Origin of the sequence: Kitasatospora sp. NPDC051984 (genome assembly GCF_044593455.1) — a bacterium.
In the GTDB taxonomy this organism is placed as follows: Bacteria; Actinomycetota; Actinomycetes; order Streptomycetales; family Streptomycetaceae; genus Kitasatospora.
The window spans coordinates 22342-39333 of record NZ_JBIUCB010000033.1; the positions used below are offsets into that span (position 1 = coordinate 22342).

Annotated in this window: 16 protein-coding genes and 2 pseudogenes; 9 read left to right on the forward strand and 9 right to left on the reverse strand. The window is 70.4% G+C overall.

Translation table 11 applies throughout. The features are described from left to right. Window positions 1-173: 173 nt before the first annotated feature. The gene (locus ACIHEI_RS34315) at window positions 174-854 is read right to left on the reverse strand and encodes a Crp/Fnr family transcriptional regulator (protein ID WP_396609496.1); all 681 of its coding nucleotides are present in this window, start codon (window positions 852-854) and stop codon (window positions 174-176) included. A gap of 275 nt (window positions 855-1129) precedes the next feature. On the opposite strand from ACIHEI_RS34315, the gene ACIHEI_RS34320 reads away from it, so the two are divergent. Further along, complete coding sequence (locus tag ACIHEI_RS34320; protein WP_396609497.1) at window positions 1130-1390, forward strand: hypothetical protein; 261 nt, start codon at window positions 1130-1132, stop codon at window positions 1388-1390. 75 nt (window positions 1391-1465) lie between these two features. Here ACIHEI_RS34320 and ACIHEI_RS34325 read toward each other — a convergent pair whose 3' ends face one another. Continuing rightward, on the reverse strand, window positions 1466-3046 hold the full coding sequence (locus tag ACIHEI_RS34325) for an MFS transporter (RefSeq protein ID WP_396609498.1): 1581 nt from the start codon (window positions 3044-3046) through the stop codon (window positions 1466-1468). Window positions 3047-3187: 141 nt separating this feature from the next. On the opposite strand from ACIHEI_RS34325, the gene ACIHEI_RS34330 reads away from it, so the two are divergent. Together ACIHEI_RS34330 and ACIHEI_RS34335 are read left to right on the forward strand one after the other, a co-directional pair. After that, window positions 3188-3535, forward strand: a complete 348-nt coding sequence (locus ACIHEI_RS34330; protein ID WP_396609499.1) for an ArsR/SmtB family transcription factor — start codon at window positions 3188-3190, stop codon at window positions 3533-3535. 226 nt (window positions 3536-3761) lie between these two features. Next, window positions 3762-5163: pseudogene (locus tag ACIHEI_RS34335) on the forward strand (NF041680 family putative transposase). Window positions 5164-5172: 9 nt separating this feature from the next. On the opposite strand, the gene ACIHEI_RS34340 reads toward ACIHEI_RS34335, so the two are convergent. Further along, window positions 5173-5442 carry a hypothetical protein gene (locus ACIHEI_RS34340; RefSeq protein ID WP_392945517.1) on the reverse strand — a complete coding sequence of 90 codons (270 nt, stop codon included), beginning with the start codon at window positions 5440-5442 and terminating at the stop codon, window positions 5173-5175. Next, window positions 5415-5870: a hypothetical protein gene (locus ACIHEI_RS34345; protein WP_396609500.1), complete on the reverse strand. Its 456-nt coding sequence runs from the start codon at window positions 5868-5870 to the stop codon at window positions 5415-5417. Before ACIHEI_RS34345 ends, ACIHEI_RS34340 begins: the two co-directional genes overlap by 28 nt. 412 nt (window positions 5871-6282) lie before the next feature. Here ACIHEI_RS34345 and ACIHEI_RS34350 point away from each other — a divergent pair, with 412 nt between their 5' ends. From ACIHEI_RS34350 to ACIHEI_RS34365, 4 genes are all read left to right on the forward strand, one after another. Next, window positions 6283-6681 (forward strand): hypothetical protein, encoded by a 399-nt coding sequence (locus ACIHEI_RS34350; protein ID WP_392945513.1) that lies wholly within the window; start codon window positions 6283-6285, stop codon window positions 6679-6681. 116 nt (window positions 6682-6797) lie between these two features. Then, complete coding sequence (locus tag ACIHEI_RS34355) at window positions 6798-8480, forward strand: hypothetical protein (RefSeq protein ID WP_396609501.1); 1683 nt, start codon at window positions 6798-6800, stop codon at window positions 8478-8480. A gap of 147 nt (window positions 8481-8627) precedes the next feature. Then, window positions 8628-8900, forward strand: a complete 273-nt coding sequence (locus tag ACIHEI_RS34360; RefSeq protein ID WP_396609502.1) for a hypothetical protein — start codon at window positions 8628-8630, stop codon at window positions 8898-8900. A 130-nt stretch (window positions 8901-9030) separates the two neighbouring features. After that, the gene (locus ACIHEI_RS34365) at window positions 9031-10167 is read left to right on the forward strand and encodes an alpha/beta hydrolase family protein (RefSeq protein WP_396609503.1); all 1137 of its coding nucleotides are present in this window, start codon (window positions 9031-9033) and stop codon (window positions 10165-10167) included. Window positions 10168-10177: 10 nt separating this feature from the next. On the opposite strand, the gene ACIHEI_RS34370 is transcribed toward ACIHEI_RS34365, so the two are convergent. The 3 genes from ACIHEI_RS34370 to ACIHEI_RS34380 all read right to left on the reverse strand — a co-directional run bounded on the left by ACIHEI_RS34370 (window position 10178) and on the right by ACIHEI_RS34380 (window position 12447). Continuing rightward, on the reverse strand, window positions 10178-10744 hold the full coding sequence (locus ACIHEI_RS34370; RefSeq protein WP_396609504.1) for a dihydrofolate reductase family protein: 567 nt from the start codon (window positions 10742-10744) through the stop codon (window positions 10178-10180). Window positions 10745-10837: 93 nt separating this feature from the next. After that, window positions 10838-12097, reverse strand: a complete 1260-nt coding sequence (locus tag ACIHEI_RS34375) for an RNA polymerase sigma factor (RefSeq protein ID WP_396609505.1) — start codon at window positions 12095-12097, stop codon at window positions 10838-10840. Further along, window positions 12094-12447, reverse strand: a complete 354-nt coding sequence (locus tag ACIHEI_RS34380) for a YciI family protein (protein ID WP_392945504.1) — start codon at window positions 12445-12447, stop codon at window positions 12094-12096. The genes ACIHEI_RS34375 and ACIHEI_RS34380 overlap by 4 nt, the downstream gene beginning before the upstream one ends. A 222-nt stretch (window positions 12448-12669) precedes the next feature. Between ACIHEI_RS34380 and ACIHEI_RS34385 the strand changes: the two genes are divergently transcribed. After that, complete coding sequence (locus ACIHEI_RS34385; protein WP_396609506.1) at window positions 12670-13839, forward strand: alpha/beta hydrolase family protein; 1170 nt, start codon at window positions 12670-12672, stop codon at window positions 13837-13839. Window positions 13840-13992: 153 nt separating this feature from the next. Here the strand turns inward: ACIHEI_RS34385 and ACIHEI_RS34390 are convergent. Further along, window positions 13993-14604: pseudogene (locus ACIHEI_RS34390) on the reverse strand (sensor histidine kinase); the annotation flags it as partial. A 131-nt stretch (window positions 14605-14735) separates the two neighbouring features. After that, a complete protein-coding gene (locus ACIHEI_RS34395; protein WP_396609507.1) occupies window positions 14736-15269 on the reverse strand; it encodes a hypothetical protein in 534 nt (177 codons plus the stop codon). 216 nt (window positions 15270-15485) lie between these two features. Between ACIHEI_RS34395 and ACIHEI_RS34400 the strand changes: the two genes are divergently transcribed. Then, window positions 15486-16985 carry a Dyp-type peroxidase gene (locus ACIHEI_RS34400; protein ID WP_396609508.1) on the forward strand — a complete coding sequence of 500 codons (1500 nt, stop codon included), beginning with the start codon at window positions 15486-15488 and terminating at the stop codon, window positions 16983-16985. Window positions 16986-16992 lie beyond the last annotated feature (7 nt).

The following is a 16992-nucleotide window of genomic DNA, read 5'->3' on the forward strand; positions in this document are numbered from 1 at the left end:
TCGTGCTCGTCGTACTGGTCGTACTGGTTGCACTGGTCGTACTGGGTCATGGCGGCACCTCGGAATCTTCTTGTGCGGACGAAGTGCCTCCAGCTTCCCGAGTTCGCGCGAGGCGGTGTGCTCGCGCAGTGCGAAAGGAGAGTGACGGGCGTCACAGCACGGCTGACGGCTGGTCAATGCCGTGGAGCCGCACGGCGCAGCGCGGACAGGTCGGTGAGCAGGACGCGCTTCCGGGCGCTCTGCACGCCGAGCGGGGCGAGTTCACCCAGGCCGGTGCTGACGGTGTTCCGGGAGACGCCGAGGTGCTGGGCCAACTCCTCGCGGGTGAGGGCGAGTTCGACGGGTCCGCCGGGCGGTGCGGCGGAGAGGTCGGCGAGGGTGAGCAGGGCGGCGGCGAGGCGGGGCAGTATGTCGCCGCCGGCCCGGGCGAGGTCGGACTCGCGCAGGCGGGCGAGGGCGTAGCGCACCAGGACGGGGTACAGGTTCTGTGCGGCGACGATGCGCAGGAACGCCGGCTTGGCGAGGACGGCGACCGTGCAATCGGTGATCGAGAGCACGTTCGCCGACCGGGTACCGCCGTCGAGGACGGCCACTTCGCCGAGCAGTTCGCCGGGCCCGCGGAACGCCAGCAGGGTGAGTTCGCCGCTGTGTTCGCGCCGCAGCACCTTCGCGACGCCGCCGAGCAGCGCCAGGACGTGCTGCCCCGTTTCGCCCTGCCTGAGCAGCGTGGAGCCGATGGGGTGGCGGCGCACCAGTGCGCCGTCGAGCATCGCCGCCCAGGCGGGTTCGCCCACCAGCTGGCGGAGCGTCTGGCTCTGGGTGTCGGGCGGGGGTGGCACGGCGATCTCGGTCACGGGAACGACCTTATGGCCGGGCGCACACTCGGCGTGGGCGTTCTCCCCCCGGCGGGTGAGGTCCTGCACGCGGTCCGACGGTGAGGGCACGCAGCACCATCACGGTGTGGTCGTCCTGTCCTCCAGTGCGGTGCGACCGCCGCCCGCCGCCCGCCGCCCTCCGCCCTCCGCCCTCCGCAGCAGGTCCTCCCCGGGCCTCGGCCCGCTCAGCACCCGAGCCACTAGGGTTGACGCCTCGGCCGCCGACAGCGGCGGCGATCGGTCAAGGGGGAGACATGACAAGTTACTCGATCTCGGTTCGCCTGCAGCGCACGACGGTGGAGGAGGCGTACGTCTCCGTTCCGGTCACCGACGCGGTGATGCAGGACGAACCGGACGCAGACGGGTCACAGCACCTCGACGCGGCGAAGGTCTACGCCGTCGCGCTCGAACTCGGCGCTGCGGCCGAGTGGTTGCCGGAGGACGGGAGCGTCGTGGTGCACCCGATCCAGAAGGCGCCCGACCACATCCAGCCGCTGCTCGACGCCCAGCGGTAGTCCCCGGGCTCACCGCCCGCCCGGGACGTCCAGGCAGGCGAGAGCGGCGGTTTCCGCCCCGGAGTGGCCGCAGGGTCAACTGGCCGCTGCCCGCCCGCCCTCGCGGCCGCTCAGCAGCGCCACGACGAGCACGAGCAGCACCAGGCAGATGCCGCCGAGCACCCACAGGACGGTGTGGAAGGCGCCGTCATAGGCGTGGACCAGGAGGTCGGTGAAGTCGGCGCGCTGCGTCTCGGCGACCTGTCCGGCGGGGCCGGAGATGTTGCCGCTCGCGACGGTCCCGGCGACGGTGGCCGGGTCACCGGCGCCGGGGTAGCCGGCGATGCCGTCCCGGGTCCTGCCGTTGATGACGGTCGCGAGCAGCGAGCCGTAGACGGCCACGGCGACGGCCTCGCTGCCGAGGCGCATGGTGTTGAGGAAGCCCGCGGCCATGCCGGCCCGTTCCGGGGCGACGAGTGCCAGGGCCTGGCCGTCGACGAGACCGGCCGCGAGGGCGTAGCCGGTACCGGTGATCACCATGGGCAGGGCGACCAGGCCGAGGTTGATGTCTGGTTCGAAGAGTTCGAGGCCGACGGCGCCGACCACCAGGAGGGCCAGGCTCAGGTGGATGATGCCGATCGCGGAAACGCCCTTGGCGACGAGCTTGGCGGTGACCAGCGGGAGGACCAGCATCGGGGCGGTCAGCATCAGCATGATCGCACCGGCCGCGCCGCTGGGGTAGCCGCCGGCGGCGGTGAGGTAACTGGGCAGATAGGTCAGCATGGTGACGAAGCCGAAGGATCCGGCCACCGGGACCAGGCAGATCGCCATGAACCGGCGGTTGGTCACGATGCTCAGGTCGAGCATCGGGTGCTCCTTGCGCTTCTCCACGGCCGCGAAGATCGCGAGCACGACGACCGTGCCCGCGAACAGGCCGAGCACGCCCGGGCCGGTCCAGCCCCACTGCGGGCCCTGCGCGATGCCGGTGGTGAGCAGCAGCATGGCGAGAACGAACAGGGCGGAGCCGAGGATGTCGATGCGCGCGCCCTGGGTACGGGTCTCCTGAACGGCGCGGCGCATGGTCGGGACGGCGAGCAGGACCACGGCGAGCACGATCACGTGCACGGCGAACACCCAGCGCCAGCCGGCGCTCTCGATCAGCGCGCCGGACAGCGACGGGCCGAAGGAGACGCCGATGCCGGCGACGGTGCCGAAGAGCGCGAACACCCGGCCGCGGGCGGGACCTTCGAAGACAGTGGAGAGCAGCGCCGTACCGCCGGAGAAGATCGCGGCGCCGCCGATGCCGGCCAGGGCACGGGCGACGTCCAGCAGGATCACGTTGCCGGCGAGGACGCTGACCAGCGAGGCGGCCGCGTAGATCGTGGCGCCGAGGGCGAAGGCGCGGACCCGGCCGATGATGTCGGCGATGGACCCCCAGGCGAGGGTGGAGCACGCGAACGCCACGTTGAAGGCGTTGACGACCCATTGCAGGGGCACCAGGCCGGCGTCGAGGTCGGAGCCGATGTACGGCAGCGCCACGCCGGTGCCGGAGATGGACGTGGGGACGACGAAGACGGCCAGCAGGACGGCGACCAGGATCAGTGTCCGCCGCTGGTGCCCCGGGGCCCGGGGGCCGGCGTCTTCCCCGACGAGGGGGGATTCGGTCTGTGCAGCCATGGCTGGGGAAGCTCCCGTTCCGGAGGACTCCGAACCCAAGGTTCGGTTTCTATCGAACCTGAGGCTTTCAGGGAGCAGAGGTACTATGCAAATCGAACCTGCCCCACGGCGATGTCCGGCTAGCGACGGAGAGACAGAGAGATGGTCGACGCGGAAGGCCACCCGAGCCGCGACGAGATGGAGCTCGCGGCGATCCTGAACGCCCTGTCGGATCCCTTGCGGTACCGGGTCGTCCAGGAGTTCTCGGAACTGCCGGAGGGCACCGAGCGGACCTGCCTGTCCTTCGGGCTCGGGGTCTCGAAGTCCACGCTCAGCCACCACTTCCGCGTCCTGCGCGAATCCGGGCTGGTCCAGCAGATCGACCGGGGGAACAGCAGGAAGGCACAGCTGCGCCGGGAGGACCTGGAGGCACGCTTCCCCGGGCTGCTCACCCTGATCGGCCAGAACCCGCCGCCCGGGGCGGACCCCGGCGACCGCCACCGCGGCTGACGCAGCTACCGAAGGGGCTGACCAGGCCACTTCGGCCTCCCCCTGCCGGCTCACCCTCCCCTAAGCTTGCCGTTTAACCTCGCACGTCACCCGACCTGCTGATCTGCGGGCCTTCTGGGGACAGCGGATGCGGCCGTTCTTCACGCTTCGAGATGTCGAGTAACGAAGTGCGAGAGAACGGCCGCTACTTGTGAGTCTCCCGGTCGGTACGCCCGCTGGTGGGGTGTTGGACGTGTTGTCCCGCTTTCGGGTCGAGTTCTACGTGTGTCTGTACGCCGTGCTGACGCGCTGTTCGAGCTCGCCGATGCGGTGCTGTGTGCGGACGGGCCGGTGAGGACGCTGGTCGAGTTGTCGCTGGCGGCCGAGCACCGGCGCGGGCACGGAGCGATGTACGCGGCCCTGGACCGGGGCTGGTGCGAGCCGGCCCGCCTGCGCCGCACCCTGGCGGGCCTGCCGCTGCCGAAGGCGGCGGACGGGCGGATCGTGCTCGCTGTCGATGTGTCCCACTGGCTCCACCCCAATGCTCCGACCAGCGACGAGAGGCTGTTCTGTCACGCCTACGGGCGCGGTGACCGCAGCAGGGACCAGCTCGTGCCCGGCTGGCCGTACTCGTTCGTGGCGGCGCTGGAGACGGGCCGGACCTCCTGGACCGCGCTGCTGGACGCCGTGCGTCTCGGGCCGGCGAACGACGCCACGCTTGCCACCACCGCCCAACTGCGCGACGTTGCCGTCTGGTTGATCGATGCCGGGCACTGGAGCGAGGGCGACCCAGAGATCCTGATCGTCATGGACTCCGGCCACGACACCGCCTACCTCGCCCACGCCCTCGCGGACCTGCCCGTCGTGCTCGTCGGACGCCTGCGCTCGGACCGCGTCATGCTCCGCGACCCGGGCCCCGCCCGCACCCGTCCGGGCCGGCCCCGCAAGCACGGCGGCGTCCTCGCCCTCTCCCGGCCCGACACCTGGCACACGCCCGACATCGCCACCACCACGGCCACCACCCGCTACGGGACCGCCGAAACGGTCGCCTGGGACCGCATGCACCCCAGACTCTCCCAGCGCAGCCCTGGCTGGAACACGCACAGGACGAACTCCCCGTCCTGGACGACACGTTGATCCGTCTGAACGTCGATCGCCTGCCCGGCGACCGCAGCCCGAAGCCCGTCTGGCTGTGGTGCTCGGCCACCGGAGCGACACCCGCCGACGTGAACCGCTGGTGGCAGTCGTTCCTCCGCCGCTTCGACCTGGAGCACACCTTCCGCTTCATGAAGCAGACCCTCGGCTGGACCTGCCCCAGGTTCCGCCACGCCGACACCGCCGACCTCTGGACCTGACTGATCATCGCCGCCCACACCCAGCTCCGCCTCGCCCGCTCACTCGCCGAAGACCTCCGCCGCCCCTGGGAGAAGCCCGCCGAACCCCGCCGCCTCACCCCCGCCCGCGTCCGACGGGGATTTCGCAACCTCCACCCGACAGCGGTCCGTCCGGCAGCCGCACCAAAACCCTCCCGGCCCGGCCCCGGACGACCGCCCGGCTCGAAGAACAAGCAACGCGCTACACGCCACGACGTCGGCAAAACCGTCAAACGCGCCAAGACGATCCAGAAACACCAAGCCCACCAACGTTAAACGGCAAGCTCAGAGCCTCCCCACCGGGTAGATCCACGAGTCGTCGCCCAGCGGCCGAGCCAGGTCGACCGCCAGCCGGCGATGCCAGGGCAGGTGAACGGCATAGGCGCGGGCCGCCGCCGGCAGCGAGGTGGCCTCCACCAGGTCGCCTAACCGCCGAGGGCGTTCGCCGACCAGCTCCATCAACTCGCTTTGCAGCCCGAGTTGGTCGGTCATCTGGCGCCGCCGGGCGGAGAGCGCATCAAGCCCGGTCAGCACCCGGCGCTGCCAGCCCGCCACCACCGTGTAACGCCATCCGGCCGCAGATGCCGCCCTCTCTGCGGCGGCGAACTGACCGGGTCCTTCTCCTTGACCAGATGAGCGGGCCGGACGTCCATCAGCACGGCCGTCCCAGGCAGGAGCACCAGGAAGTCCGGTGTATGGTCATCAGCGCCGTCCGCCGTGGTGAACCGCAGCCTGAACGGCTGAGACAGCACCTCTTCGACGCCGCCCGTGAAGTCCAAGGCCAGCAGCAGGCGACGCTCAGCCAGGCTCTCGAAACCGTGCATCCGGCCCGTGGCCAGCAGATACTGCAGCCCAGCGCGGTGCCGCTGCCGCGCTCGCCAGGTGAACCCGCGCACCGGCACCGACGCGAGCGCCGGAACGCCGGAGAGATCCTGAACCGGGCAGATCACATCCTCCCGGCCGTCTGCCACGTCGCCGTCCACCGCCGGGCCCGCCCCGCACCCGTCTTCAGCCGTTCCCTCGCGGCCGGATCGATGCCGTACGGCGTGACGAGATCATCCAAGGTGCAACTCTGTGCGACCAGACCGGCCGGGACTCGACCCCCGCCGTACAGATTGATGCCTCCATGCCCCCAGCACAGCCCGCCCGTACGGCCTCCCACACGACTTCTCGGGAAAGCCCGGCAGGTAGGAGGTGGGGCCGCTATCCTGCGGGCCAACTGCGACGCCCAGGCGGGCCAACCGCCGCGCTCACGGTCGGCCTGGCCGTCCAGCCTCAATCATATTCGCCGATGCCTCGATATTTTGTTCATCGCGCTCTTGACATGATATTCCTCACATAGCCATCATTATATGTGAACAGCTGAAACAATCTGTGAGGAGCGTGCCAAGGAAGATGGCTTCGAAGGAAGGCGACAGCGCCAGCATCGGGGAACGGTGCCGCCAGGAGGGTGGGCTCGTCGAGGTCACCCTGGGGGATCTTCGTGAAGAGCTCGGATACAAGAAGCTGGGGAAGTGGGTCCTTGTCGAGGTAGCGGAGGCGCTCAGCAAGGCCAAGCTCGGGCACTTCCCACCCAACATGCTCGATCCCCAGCTCAACATCGAGCCCCGACAGTGGCAGACGGTGTGGATCTACGACAGGGATAGTAGTCCGCGTGCACAAGTGATCGACGCTGTTCTCCATCCGGACCAGCATGACGTCCGAGCCGTCCTGGACGGGCTTGCTGGTGGGCGCAACGAGGCGTTGACGCCTGAGCAGAAGCTCGCGCGAATCCGCGATCTGGTGCGGGAGTAGACGCGTCACGGAACCGGCGAGCGCATACCGGGCCAAGGTATCCAGCGTCCACGTGACCTTAATCGGTCCGAGTATCACTTCACCAGCATCTCCGTTGCGAAGGGCTGATAGCCATCGTGAGCCTCACCAGCAACCCGCTTGCGCACAGAACGGTCCTCACTGTTCCGCATGCTGAAAGCCCCTTCCAGACTGTCCGTCGGATCAGTGCGCGTTGGCTGACTGGCAAGTTCGGCACGGCACCCCTCGCCTCCGGCCATCACCACCTCGACGATGTGTCGGTCCTGACCAACCAGGCGGCCTATCTCGCCGACGGTGCAGAACATGCAATACGCCTCCAACTGCGCGAGGACAAGCCCGAGGCAACGTGGCGAACCACCATTACCGCCGTTGCGGTCGATAGCTCCTCATCGGTGCTATCGGTCAGTCTGGAGGCGTTTCCCAGTGGCGAAGCGCCACTGTCTCCTGGCCGGCCGGGTCTGGTACGCGACCTCGTCCGCGAGTTGAAGCCCGCAGATGGGCCAGCGGCGTTGACCCTCGGCGCCCAGGTGGTGGGGGTCGGCGGTGTCGACCGCCTGATCGACGTGCTCTGCGACCCTGCGCGGTGCCTGCCGGCGATTGTGGCGGCCCGGCCACTCCGATCCGATCCGCTTTGGTCGCAGCGCATGAGCCAGGCGATGCCGCAATGTGCTGGCGCGGCCTCGCTGTACCTGCTTGAGGACACCAATGCCGTCGATGCGTTCCGTGCGGCGATCGGCGAGCACCACCGCGTCGCCCCTGGCTCGATACGGACATTCCTGACCGAGGTCGATCCAGCATGGCCGAAGGACGCATCGCGCCACCGGTTCTTGACCATAGCCCGGATGAGTGACCCTCAGGACCGCGCCTGGTTCGGTCTTGCCCGTACTGTTCAGCGGCTCTCGACCGAAGCCCCGCTGCCGGATGCTCTGCGGAGCTTGTCCTTCATGGACGGTGTAGGCCAGCGCCACCGAGAGGAGCGGCAGGCCGCTCTGACGACCGTGCGTCGCTCCGACGAACTGACGGGGATACGCAAGGATGTCGAGGATCTCAAGGCGCTCCTGGCCCAGGCAGACGAGGAGTTGAAGGAGGCTGAGCGCACCGCAGAGCTGTCGGCGCGAACGGCGGCCTCTCTGGAGCAGCAACTCCACGAGGCCACTACTCGGGCGGACGGGGACATGGAGGAGGCGCTCCGTGCGCTGGACGATGTGGAGCGGGCGCGAGCTGAGGCAGACGTCCTGCGACGTCGGCTTCGTGACGCCGGGCGTTACGAAGACACAGTTGTCGTTGAACAGCCCTTGGGTGTGCCGGACTCCTTTGAAGAGTTGTGGGAGAGGCTCAGCGCATTCGAGGGGATCCGCGTCACGGCCGACAAGAGTAGGGCGCTCGAACTGGACGAATCCGATAGGGCGCGCGTATGGGCAGCGAAGGCGTGGAACGCGCTTCGAGCGTTGGAGTCCTATGTGCAAGCGGCCCAGGAGGGTTTCAACGGCAGCTTCTACCAGCATTGCACATCGGATCGCCCGGGGACGGTGAACTGGCCGCACAAGCAATACGCTCCGGCCGAGTCCGAGACAACCATGAACAAGTGGGGTGCAGAACGCGTCTTCGCCGTCCCCAAGGAGGTTGATCCCTCCGGGCGCAAGGAGATGCAGGCCCACCTGAAAATCGATTCAAAGGGAAGCACCTCTCCGAGGGTCTACTTCCTGGACGACACAAAGGGCGCCACCGGCCAGGTGATCGTGGGCTACATCGGGTCACACCTCACCAATACGAAGACCTGATCTGGTTCGTGCCCGGCGGCCAGCTGTCGGCTGCCGGGCAGATGGCGGAATGAACTTGGCCAAGACACCCGCACTGAGGCGGCGCTGCACGGCCTCGGTCTGGCCCTGTGGCCGCTCTGGTCCATCAGGTGCGGTGCGATTCGCCGTATGGCCGGGAACACGGCCCGCCGAGGGCTGAGCCAGGCCAACTGCGACACTCAGGCGGGCCAACCCCGACGCTCACAGGCCAACTCGGCCGCTCAAACAACTGCTCGCATTCCGGTCGTCCCACACATCACCGCGACCGTCCCCACCGCCCGCTCGATCAACCCGGTCACCGGCGCCAACTGGGAAGGCGTCGGCGTCGCCCCCGACCTGCCCGTCGCCGCCGAGGACGCGCTGGAGGCGGCACTGGCGCACCTGCGCACACATCTCGGCTGAGGCGGGCAGGCCGACAACGCGCGCCCGGGCCCTTAGGGGCTCGGAGCCCGTGTCCTCGCGCCATCTCAGTGGATTCCCCTAGCCTCTGACGGAACGTCAACTCCCTGACCGGCCAACTACGGTACGGCCCATGATCCGAATCCGTCGCACCGCCGCCGCAGCCGCGCTCCTGCTCGCCATGCCGCTCCCCGTCGTCGCCGCCGCACCCGCGCCGGCCGCACCCGCGGCGGACGTGCATGTCGAACTCCCGCGCCCCACAGGAGAATTCGCGGTCGGGCGGCAGATCCTGCACCTGACCGACCAGAGCCGGACCGACCCGTGGGTGCCGTCGACCGGCCCGCGCCAACTCATGGTCTCGATGTACTACCCCGCCAAGCCGGGCATCGGCGGTCCGGCCCCGTACATGACTCCCGAGGCCGCCCGGCTCCTGCTGGACGGGAGGCTGCACGGCACCACCATCCCCACCGAGGTCGTCACCGACGCCCGCACCTGGTCCAGGAGCGACGCCCTCCCCCGGCACGGACGACACCCACTCGTCGTCCTCTCTCCCGGTTTCACCATGCCGCGCAGCGAACTGACGGCGCTCGCCGAGGACTTGACCAGCCACGGCTACGTCGTCGCACTGGTCGACCACACCTACGAGAACACCGGCACCACCTTTCCCGACGGCCACACCACCACCTCCGTCGCCTGCGAGATACCGCTCACCGATGCCGTCCGGGAAGCCATCGAGAACGGCCGGGCGAAGGATGTCTCCTTCGTCATCGACCAACTCACCACGCACCCCCGCTACGCCCACCTGATCGACCGCACCCGGATCGGCATGGCCGGTCACTCCGCAGGCGGCGCCGCGGCCGTGCCCGCCCTGCTGTCCGACGACCGGATCCGGGCCGGCGTCGACCTCGACGGCAGCATGGACGTCCCTGTCCCGGCGACCGGCCTCAAGGGCAAGCCGTTCCTGATGGTCGGCCGCGCGAACGCAGCCGGGGACGACTCCACCTGGACCAACACCTGGGCCCATCTCGACGGCTGGAAGCGCTGGTTGACGGTCACCGGCGCCATTCACATGACCTTCACCGACAACCCGCTGTTCTTCGAAGAGCTCGGCATCCCCCAGCCTCCCGGCACCGCCATGACGGCGGCGCGCGGCATCCAGCTCACCCGGCAGTACGTCGCAGCGTTCTTCGACCTCCAGCTGAAGGGCATCCCCCAACCGGCCCTCGACGGCCCGGCCACCGCCGCCCCGGAGGTCACCTTCCACCTGTAACGGCAAGAGCTCAGCGCCTCGTCCCGTACCTGGTCAGGACCACGCCGCCGGGAAACGTCCGTGTCTCCAGCAGGTTCAGGTCCACCCAGCTGTCCAGCGCGGTGAAGAACGGCGTGCCGCCGCCCACCAGGACCGGGTGGGTGGCGATCACGTACTCGTCGATCAGGCCGGCGCGCATGGCCGCGCCGGCGAGCGTGGCGCCGCCGATGTTCATGGGGCGGCCGTCCTCGGCCTTGAGGCGGGTGATCTCGGCGATCGCGTCGCCGGTGACCAGGCGGGTATTCCAGTCGACCTCGTGGATGGTCGAGGAGAACACCACCTTCGGCGTGTCCCGCCAGTTCCGCGCGAACTCGATCTCCGCCGGGGTGGCGCCCGGCCGCTGGTCGCCGGTCGGCCAGAAGGAGCTCATCGTCTGCCACAGTTTGCGGCCGTACAGCGTCAGGCCGCTCGCCCGCTCATGGTCGAGCCACCACTCGAACAGTTCGCGGCTCGGCGGTCCGCTCCAGCCGATGTCGTCGTGCGCCGCGGCGATGTAGCCGTCCAGGGTCAGGTTCATGGCGTAGATCAGTTTCCGCACAGCCCGGCCTTCCGTCCGTACTCGTACTCGTACTCGTGTGCAGGGTCTCGCGCCGACGGGCACACCACCACCTGCGTCGCGCGGGCCCGGAGGTCAGCTTCCACCGGTGAGTTCCGCGAGCCTGCGGGCGAGCGTGGCCCGCTCCGGTTCGTTGCCGGCGTCGGCGAGGGCGAGGGCGGCCCGGTAGGCGGCGGCTGCTTCGGTGGTGCGGCCGAGCCTGCGCAGGAGGTCGGCGCGGGCGGCGGGGAGCAGGTGGTAGCCGGGGAGTTGACCGCTCTCGGTGAGGTCGTCCAGCAGGGTGAGTCCGGCCTCGTAGCCGTCGCACATGGCGATGGCGACGGCCCGGTTGAGTGCGACCAGAGGCGACGGTTCGAGCTCGAGCAGCACGTCGTAGAGCGCGACGATCTGCGGCCAGTCGGTGGTCTCGAAGTCGCCCGCCTCGTCGTGCAGCGCCGCGATCGCCGCCTGCACGGCGTACGGTCCGACGCCCGGTCCGGTCAGGGCGGGGACGAGGAGCCGCTGTCCCTCGGCAATCAGGCCGGTGTCCCACAGGGCACGGTCCTGCTCGTCGAGGAGTACCTGGTTGCCCGCCGCGTCGGTGCGGGCCGCGCGGCGGGCGTCGGTGAGCAGGAGCAGCGCGAGCAGGCCGGTCACTTCGCGTTCGCGGGGCAGCAGTTGGTGCAGGATGCGGGCGAGTCGGATGGCTTCGTCGGCGAGGTCGGGGCGGAGCAGGTCGGTGCCGGAGCTGGCGGCGTAGCCCTCGGTGAAGACGAGGTAGACGACCCGCAGGACGCTGGGGAGCCGGGCGGGCAGTTCGTCCGGGCCGGGGACGCGGAACGGGATGCGGGTGCTGCGGATCTTGCTCTTCGCGCGGACGATGCGCTGGGCCATGGTCGCGGTGGGGACCAGGAAGGCGCGGGCGACCTCGGCGGTGGTGAGGCCCGCGAGGAAGCGCAGTGTGAGCGCGGTGCGGGCCTCCGGCGAGAGCGCGGGGTGGCAGCAGGTGAAGAACAGTTGCAGCCGCTCGTCGGGGATGTCGTCGAACCCCGGCCCGGCAGGGGGAACGGCCGCCCGGTCGCTCTCCACCTGGAGTTCCGCCAGCCGCTGCGCGTACGTGCGGTCGCGCCGGATCCGGTCGATGGCCTTGCGGCGTGCGGTGGTGAGCAGCCAGGCCAGTGGCTTGTCCGGCACGCCGTCGATCGGCCACCGCTGGAGTGCGGCCTCGATGGCCTCGGAGGCGGTCTCCTCGGCCAGGTCGAGGTCGCCGAATCTGGCGGCGAGCAGAGCGAGCAGCCTGCTCCGGTCTTCGCGGAACACCGCCTCCACGGAGCGGGCCGCTCGCTGCTCGTTCACGACTGGTGGTGCTCCCAGACGGTGCGGACCTCGACGTTGCCGTACTTGGACCCGGGGCAGCGGGCGGCCCAGTCGAGCGCGGCGTCGAGGTCGGGGACGTCGATCAGCAGGTAGCCGCCGACGATCTCCCGGGTTTCGGCGAACGGCCCGTCGGTGACGACGCGTTCGCCGTTCACGCGGACGTGCACGCTGGTCGCGTTCGAGGTGTCGAGCGCGTTGCCGTCGAGCTTGACGCCGGCGTCGCAAATGGCTTTGTCGAACGCCATGAACTCCTCGACGGTCGGCCCGTCGGCCGGCTGCTCCTCGGTGGAGTCGGGTGCGACGGTGTTGATCAGCAGCAGGTACTTCAAGGGTGCGCTCCTCGTGCGTCGGATCGGGCTGGTTGCGCAGGTATGACGAACGACCGTAGCGAGAATCGACACCACGTCCGGGGAAATCTTGCCGCGAATCCCGGACGCCTTCGAAACACGGCCCTTAGGGGCCCCGGCCCGCACCCCGCCGCGTTCTCAGTGGGATCCCTTACGCCTCCGACGTGACGCCAACTCGCCCACCACCGACCTACGTTGAGGTCCATGACCCGAATCCGTCGCGCCGCCGCGGCAACCGCTCTCCTGCTCGCTCTCCCGCTGGCAGTCGCTACCGCCGCGCCCGCGCTGGCCGCACCCGCACCTGCCTCCGCCACCATCGAGGCCAGCGTCCAGCTCGAACTCCCGCGCCCCACGGGGCCGTTCGCGGTCGGCCGGCAGATCCTGCACCTGACCGACCAGGACCGGACCGACCCCTGGGTCCCGTCCGCCGGCCCCCGCCAACTCATGGTCTCCATGTACTACCCCGCGAAGCCGGACACCGGCGGGCCGGCGCCGTACATGACGCCCGAGGCGGCGCGGCTGCTGCTGGACGCGAAGGTGCCCGGCAACACCATCCCCGCCGAGCTGGTCGCGGACACCCGGACGTGGTCCAGGACGGACGCGCTGCCGCAGCACGGCCGGTTCCCGCTGGTCGTGCTCTCCCCCGGCTTCACCATGCCGCGCACCGAACTGACCGCGCTCGCCGAGGACTTGAGCAGCCGCGGCTACGTCGTCGCGCTGATCGACCACACCTACGAGAACAGCGGGACGACGTTCCCCGACGGGCACACCACCACCTGCGTCATGTGCGGCAAGTTCGGTCCCAGGGAGGAGTGGGCGAACCTGGACGCGAGCCGGGCGAAGGACGTCGCCTTCGTCCTCGACCAGCTCACCACCCGCCCGCACCCGGCCTGGCGCTACGCCCGCCTGATCGACCGCGACCGGATCGGCATGGCCGGGCACTCGGTCGGCGGCGCGGCGACCGTCCCGACCCTGCTGAGCGACGACCGGGTCCGGGCCGGGGTCAACCTCGACGGCAGCATGGACTACGGCGTGCCCGCCACCGGCCTCAAGGGCAAGCCGTTCCTGATGATCGAGCACCAGATGGACGGCGGGAAGGACGCCAGCTGGACGGATGCCTGGAGGAACCTCGACGGCTGGAAGCGCTGGCTGACCCTGGCCGGCGCCGAGCACCACTCCTTCACCGACATCCCGCTGCTCGCCGGCCAGCTCGGCCTCCCGCACCCGCCCACCACCACGATCGCCCCCGAGCGCGGCATCCAGCTGACCCGGCAGTACGTCGCGGCGTTCTTCGACCTCCAGCTGAAGGGCATCCCGCAGCCGCTGCTCGACGGCCCGACCCCCGGCAACCCGGAGATCAGCTTTCACTCGTAGCCGGTGGCAGCCGGAAGCCGACCTCGGCGCCGCCGCCGGGGGCCGCGGTGGCGAAGACGGTGCCGGCCGGGGGCCGCGGTGGCGAAGACGGTGCCGGCCGGGGGCCGCGGTGGCGAAGACGGTGCCGCCGTCGGCGGCGACCAGGTCGTGGACGATGGCCAGGCCCAGCCCGGAGCCGGGGGTGGCCTGGGTGCCGGCGGCGCGGAAGAAGCGTTCGAAGACGGCCTGCCGTTCGCCGGGGGCGATGCCGGGTCCGTGGTCGCGCACGGACAGCCGGGTGCCGGTGATCCGGATCTCCACCGGGCTGCCGTCGGGGCTGAACTTGACGGCGTTGCCCACCAGGTTGTCCACGCAGCGTCGCAGGGCGCGCGGGCAGGCCAGCACCGGCACGGGGGCCTCGGCGGTGACGGCGATCTCGCGGCCGGTGCGGCGCTGGAACCGCCGAGCGCTGTCCTCGGCGGCGGCCGGCAGGTCGAGCGGCTCGGGGTCCTCGGCGGCCGGCAGGTCGAGCGGCTCGGGGCCCTCCGCGGTCTGCCGGTCGGTGGCCAACTCGGCCAGCTCGCGCATGATTTCGTCGAGTGCGACGGTCTCGTTGACCAGGGTGGCGAGGATCTGTTCCTCGTCCTCGGGGGCGAGCCGGCCGCGGGCGCGCTGGAGGAGTTCGGCGCAGCCGCGCACCGAGGTCAGCGGGGTGCGGAGTTCGTGGCCGGCGTCCTGGACCAGGCGCTGCTGCTGCTCGCGGGAGCGGCGCAGCGCGCCGACCATCGATTCGAAGGCCCGGGTGAGGCCGCCGACCTCGTCGCGTCCGGCGGCGGGCAGCGGGGTGGCGAGGCGTTCGCGGGCGGCGTCGCTGTCGTCGGCGGTGGCGGCGCTGGTGTAGCCGCGGGCGCGCGGGCCTAGCTCCTCCGCGCACTCGGCGACGGCCTCGCGCCGGCCGGCGCGCGGGGCCAGCGGTACTCGGCCTCGGTGACGTCGCAGGGCAGCCGGCCGGAGCGGCCGGTGCCGCGCGGGTCCAGCAGCAGCACGTCGTAGTCGTCCAGCACTCCCTGCAGCACGCCGGCCACCTGCTCGGCCCGGTCGGTCAGGGTCTCGCCGGGGCCGCCGGGGTTGACCGCAACGGTGCCCAGTGCCGGGCCGGGGTTGCCGAGGCGCACCACGGCGTAGCTCACGTCGATGCCGCCGAGGCGAGGCTCGCCCGTGACCAGCGGGCGGCGCATGGTCGTGCAGTCGACCTGGTGCCCCGGGACGTCCGGGCACCACGCGGGCCGGCCCTGGGTGGCGGCGGAGGTCTGCGAGGCGGGCACGGCCTGCGCGGCCGGGACGGCGGTGAGCGGCAGCGCGGCCGCCAGTACGGCCGGCGCCGCGGCCGCCGGGGTGCCGCGCCTCGCCGCTCCGTTCGTGCTGGTGCTCACGTTCGTGCTGATCGTCATCGCCGTGCCCTCCGTACGTCCTGCGGTCGGTGGGGGCACGACTCTGCCGAGTGCCTGTCAGCCGCCCGGCAGAGCGACGGCAAAGGAATGCAAGAAGCCTTCGTTGCGTCCGGAAGCCGACGTTCGGTTGGCAGGACTCTCCACACGGCAGCTACGTTGAGTGCTGACCCGATCGCGCTGTGCGATCAGTCCTGCCTGCACTCGAGGAGCCCGACCGTGACCACCACCTCCGCCCGTCCCGCCGGCGTGCCCGCTATCGAGCAGTTGCCCCAGCCGCCGCTGCGGACGAGCACCGACATTCAGGGCAACATCCTGGCGGCGTTCAACAAGGACTTCATGGACTTCCGCTACCTGCACTTCCCGGACGCCGCCAGAGGTCGCGGCTGGCTCTCCGCGATCCTCAACACCGTCTCGACGACCAGTGAGACCGAGGACTTCAACGAGCAGTTCTCGCTGGCCCGCCGGGCGTTCGGCCGCGACCCCAACCTGGTCACCGTCCGCTGCGGGGTGTCGCTCACCTTCGACGGCCTGATGGCGGTCGCCAACAAGCCCGATCAGGTCCGGAAGGACCTCGAGGACAACAAAATGCAGTCCTTCCTCGCGGGCGCGGCCGCCCGGGCCGCCGATCTCGGCGACACCGACGAGAGCGACCCCAAGCAGTGGCTGTTCGGCGCCGGGGCCGGCAACCAGGTCGTGCACGCGGTGCTGATCGTCGCCGCGGACACCGACGAGATGCTGCAGGAGAAGCTGAAGAACCTCGACGCGGTCGAGAACGCCAATCAGATCGTCCGCGTCCACGTGGACGAGGGCCGCACCCTGACGGGCCCGTTGAAGGGCCACGAGCACTTCGGTTACAAGGACGGCATCTCCCAGCCCGGTGTGAAGGACTTCCACCCGGAGAGCCCGGACCAGCCCGGCGTCCGCGACATGCACGCCGGCACCGAGCTGATCGAACCCGGCGAGTTCGTCTTCGGCCAGAAGAGCGAGAACGGCGACCGGCCGGCTCCGCAGTGGATGGCGAACGGCTCCTTCCAGGTGGTGCGCCGCCTGCGCCAGGACGTCGCGGGCTGGAACGCGGCCGTGATCGACGGTGCCACCAAGTTCACCGGGACGATGGACCCGACCCGCCTCGGCGCCTGCCTGGTCGGCCGGTTCAAGGACGGCACGCCGCTCGCCCCGCCGAACGGCAGCGTGACCGGCGTCGGCTCCGACCGCAACGACTTCGACTACAGCAACGACCCGGCCGGCGAGCACACCCCGTGGGTCGCGCACATCCGCCGCACCCACCCGCGGGTCTTCGCGGGCAACGGCGACGGCCACCCGAAGAGCCACCGCCTGATGCGCCGGGGCATCCCGTACGGCGTGCAGTTCCCGGGCGGAGCCAACGACGACGGCGTGGACCGCGGGCTGATGTTCGTCTGCTACGGCACCTCGCTGGAGGAGCAGTTCGAGGTGGTGCAGCGGTTCTGGGCCAACAGCGACACCTTCCCGCCCGGAAAGCCGAACGGCTCCACACCCGCCCCCAACGGCTTCGACAAGGTCGTCGGCCTGGCCGGCAAGGCCGAGATCGGGCTCGCGGACGGCACCCACGGCACCGTCGACATGAAGCGTTTCGTCCACACCACGGGCGCGCTGTACGCCTTCACGCCCTCGATCACCACGCTGCGGCTGCTCGCCGGGGGCCAGGACCTCCCCAACAAGCCCGTCGGTTCCTGACCGCCCC

Excerpts from the sequence above, each read along its gene's own strand:
- ACIHEI_RS34395 (WP_396609507.1), bottom strand. The coding sequence starts at position 15,269 with ATGACGATCAGCACGAACGTGAGCACCAGCACGAACGGAGCGGCGAGG.
- ACIHEI_RS34325 (WP_396609498.1), bottom strand. The coding sequence starts at position 3,046 with ATGGCTGCACAGACCGAATCCCCCCTCGTCGGGGAAGACGCCGGCCCC.
- ACIHEI_RS34360 (WP_396609502.1), top strand. The coding sequence starts at position 8,628 with ATGGCCGGGAACACGGCCCGCCGAGGGCTGAGCCAGGCCAACTGCGAC.
- ACIHEI_RS34385 (WP_396609506.1), top strand. The coding sequence starts at position 12,670 with ATGACCCGAATCCGTCGCGCCGCCGCGGCAACCGCTCTCCTGCTCGCT.
- ACIHEI_RS34330 (WP_396609499.1), top strand. The coding sequence starts at position 3,188 with ATGGTCGACGCGGAAGGCCACCCGAGCCGCGACGAGATGGAGCTCGCG.
- ACIHEI_RS34365 (WP_396609503.1), top strand. The coding sequence starts at position 9,031 with ATGATCCGAATCCGTCGCACCGCCGCCGCAGCCGCGCTCCTGCTCGCC.
- ACIHEI_RS34350 (WP_392945513.1), top strand. The coding sequence starts at position 6,283 with ATGGCTTCGAAGGAAGGCGACAGCGCCAGCATCGGGGAACGGTGCCGC.
- ACIHEI_RS34320 (WP_396609497.1), top strand. The coding sequence starts at position 1,130 with ATGACAAGTTACTCGATCTCGGTTCGCCTGCAGCGCACGACGGTGGAG.